Below are 3,093 nucleotides of genomic sequence, written 5' to 3'. Positions count from 1 at the left end.
ATTGGGTACACCAAGGAGATACTCTTGTCGTTATTAATAGCCCTGAAGTATATGCCAAGTATCAACAAGTGAATGCATTGGAACAAGTAGCGGTACAGCAAAACAAGAAAATTGATGCCGGAACCCGTCGTCAGATTGTGGCTACTGCATTGCAGTTGTGGAATAAAACGAAGAGCGACCTAACTCTCGCTCAAACAACCTACAACCGTATTCTCACTTTATATAAAGACAGTGTTGTCACTTCTCAAAGGAAGGATGAAGTAGAAGCGATGTATAAAGCGGCTGTAGCAGCCGAACGCGCTGCCTATGAGCAGTATCAGATGGCTGTAGACGGTGCACAGAAAGAAGATAAAGCATCAGCTGCCAGTATGGTGGATGCTGCACGAAGCACGGTGGATGAAGTTTCGGCTTTGCTGGTCGACTCCCGGTTGACAGCTCCGGAAAACGGACAAATAGCAACGATCTTTCCTAAACGCGGAGAGTTGGTTGCGCCGGGAACTCCCATTATGAACCTGGTGGTTATGGATGATATACATGTCGTTCTTAACGTACGGGAAGATCTGATGCCACAGTTTAAAATGGACGGAACATTCGTTGCAGATGTACCCGCCATCGGTAAAGAAAATATAGAGTTCAAAATCTATTATATAAGTCCGTTAGGCAGTTTTGCGACCTGGAAATCAACCAAGCAGACCGGAAGTTATGACTTACGTACATTTGAGATTCATGCGCGTCCGACTCAAAAAGTGGATGACTTGCGTCCCGGTATGTCCGTGCTATTGACTTTAGACTAATTGACATCAAATAAACCAGCGAATGGATGAATCACAAACATACTCCCCTTTTTGTTCCGTATTGTTAAGAGAATGGCAGCGAATGACTTCGCGGCGCCTTTATTTTGGCGTCTGCATTGTTTTGCCGTTGTTCACCCTTTTCTTTATGGCTACGATTTTTGGCAACGGACAGATGGAAAATATTCCTATCGGTATTGTCGATCAGGATAACACTGCTACTTCCCGGGCTATTGCCAGGAATATCTCTGCCGTACCGACTTTTAAAGTGACAAAGCATTTTGCAGATGAAGCGGCTGCCCGTGAATCTGTACAAAAGAAAGAGATTTATGGTTATCTTTCCATACCTCCCCAATTTGAGCAAGATGCTATCACCGGAAAAAATGCAACACTCTCCTACTATTATCACTATGCATTATTGTCGGTAGGCGGTGAGTTGATGGCGGCATTCGAAACATCATTAGCTCCGGTGGCTCTTTCCCCTGTGGTGATGCAAGCCGTAGCTCTCGGAGTAGAACAGAATCAGATTACCACCTTTTTATTACCTGTGCAGGCTAATAACCATCCGATATATAATCCAAGTTTAGATTATTCGGTATATTTGAGTCAGCCCTTTTTCTTTGTTTTGTTTCAAGTCTTGATCTTGTTGATTACTGTCTATACGGTCGGTATTGAAATTAAGTTCCGTACAGCAAATGATTGGTTGACGACTGCTAAAGGCAATATAGTAACTGCTGTTTTGGGTAAGTTATTGCCTTATACCATTATATATATATTGATAGGGTGGTTAGCTAATTATGTCATGTTCGGTATTCTGCATATCCCTTTTCAAGGGAGTTGGTGGTTAATGAATATCATGACCGTGCTTTTCATCATTGCGACGCAGGCTTTAGGGCTGTTTTTATTCTCGCTGTTTCCGGCAATTTCGTTGGTGATAAGCGTAGTCTCTATGGTAGGTTCTCTGGGGGCTACCTTGTCCGGGGTGACCTTTCCGGTTCCCAATATGTATCCGTTGGTGAGGGATGCTTCCTATTTGTTTCCTGTCCGCCATTTTACGGAAATGATGCAAACCATGCTCTATGGAGGCGGTGGTTTTATCCATCTTTGGCCGTCGGCTGTGATACTCTGTATCTTTCCGTTGTTGGCCCTATTGTTGCTTCCCCATTTAAAACGAGCTATAGAAAGTCATAAGTATGAAAACATTAAGTAAGTTACAACAGTTATCATTCATCATTCGTCGTGAATTTCTAGCTATCAGTACCAGTTATGCAGTTCTGCTTGTGTTGATGGGAGGAATCTTTGTCTACGGATTACTCTACAATTATATGTATGCACCGAATATTGTAACCGATGTTCCTGTTGCCGTAGTCGATAATTCGCATAGTGAATTGAGTCGTGATTTTATCCGTTGGCTGGATGCTACCCCCCAAGCAGAGATTTATAGCCAGGCGATGGATTATCACGAAGCAAAAGAATGGATGAAAGAAGGCAAAGTACAGGGAATACTCTATCTGCCTCATGATTTTGAGAAGCGAGTGTTTCGGGGAGATGAAGCCGTATTTTCTCTTTATGCAACTACGGATGCTTTCCTGTATTTCGAAGCTTTGCAGGGGGCTTCATCGCGTGTTATGCTGGCTATTAATGACAAATACAGGTCGGATGAAGCGGTATTTCTTCCACCACAAGGATTGCTTGCCGTAGCTATGGCAAAACCGATCCATGTAGAAGGAACTGCACTTTACAATTATACGGAAGGCTATGGCTCTTATCTTATTCCCGCAGTTATGATGATTATAATCTTCCAGACTTTATTGATGGTTATTGGTATGGTGACCGGAGAAGAACATAGCAACAGAGGAATCCGCGCTTACACTCCTTTTGGATATGGCTGGGGAGTTGCCATTCGTATAGTGGCGGGAAAAACGTCCGTATACTGTGCTCTTTATGCTATCTTTGCTTTCTTTCTATTAGGCTTGCTCCCCCACTTTTTCAGTATCCCTAATATTGGAAACGGACTATACATTGTATTATTATTGATTCCATACCTGATGGCGACCTCTTTTCTGGGGTTGGCAGCTTCCAGGTATTTTACGGATTCAGAAGCTCCCCTACTCATGATCGCCTTCTTCTCTGTAGGATTAATATTTCTTTCCGGGGTTTCCTATCCGATGGAACTAATGCCCTGGTATTGGAAAGCTGCACATTACATTCTTCCGGCTGCACCAGGCACACTTGCTTTTGTGAAATTGAATTCTATGGGAGCCAGTATGGCGGATATCAGACCAGAATATATAACCCTTTG

3 protein-coding genes are annotated in these 3,093 nt (G+C 43.3%); all 3 read left to right on the top strand.

Annotation, left to right across the window (positions count from 1 at the left end; genetic code table 11):
* Positions 1-794: HlyD family secretion protein (locus BXY_RS02085; protein WP_208946721.1), on the top strand; the 794-nt coding region annotated here is incomplete at its 5' end.
* Between the two features lie 22 nt (positions 795-816).
* Complete coding sequence (locus BXY_RS02080; protein ID WP_008640279.1) at positions 817-2,001, top strand: ABC transporter permease; 1,185 nt, start codon at positions 817-819, stop codon at positions 1,999-2,001.
* Positions 1,985-3,093: ABC transporter permease (locus BXY_RS02075; RefSeq protein WP_208946720.1), on the top strand; the 1,109-nt coding region annotated here is incomplete at its 3' end. The genes BXY_RS02080 and BXY_RS02075, both read left to right, overlap by 17 nt.

The organism is Bacteroides xylanisolvens XB1A, assembly GCF_000210075.1.
In the GTDB taxonomy this organism is placed as follows: domain Bacteria; phylum Bacteroidota; class Bacteroidia; order Bacteroidales; family Bacteroidaceae; genus Bacteroides; species Bacteroides xylanisolvens.
Note: the sequence above shows the minus strand (reverse complement) of the source record. Positions and strands in the feature narration are given on the sequence as shown.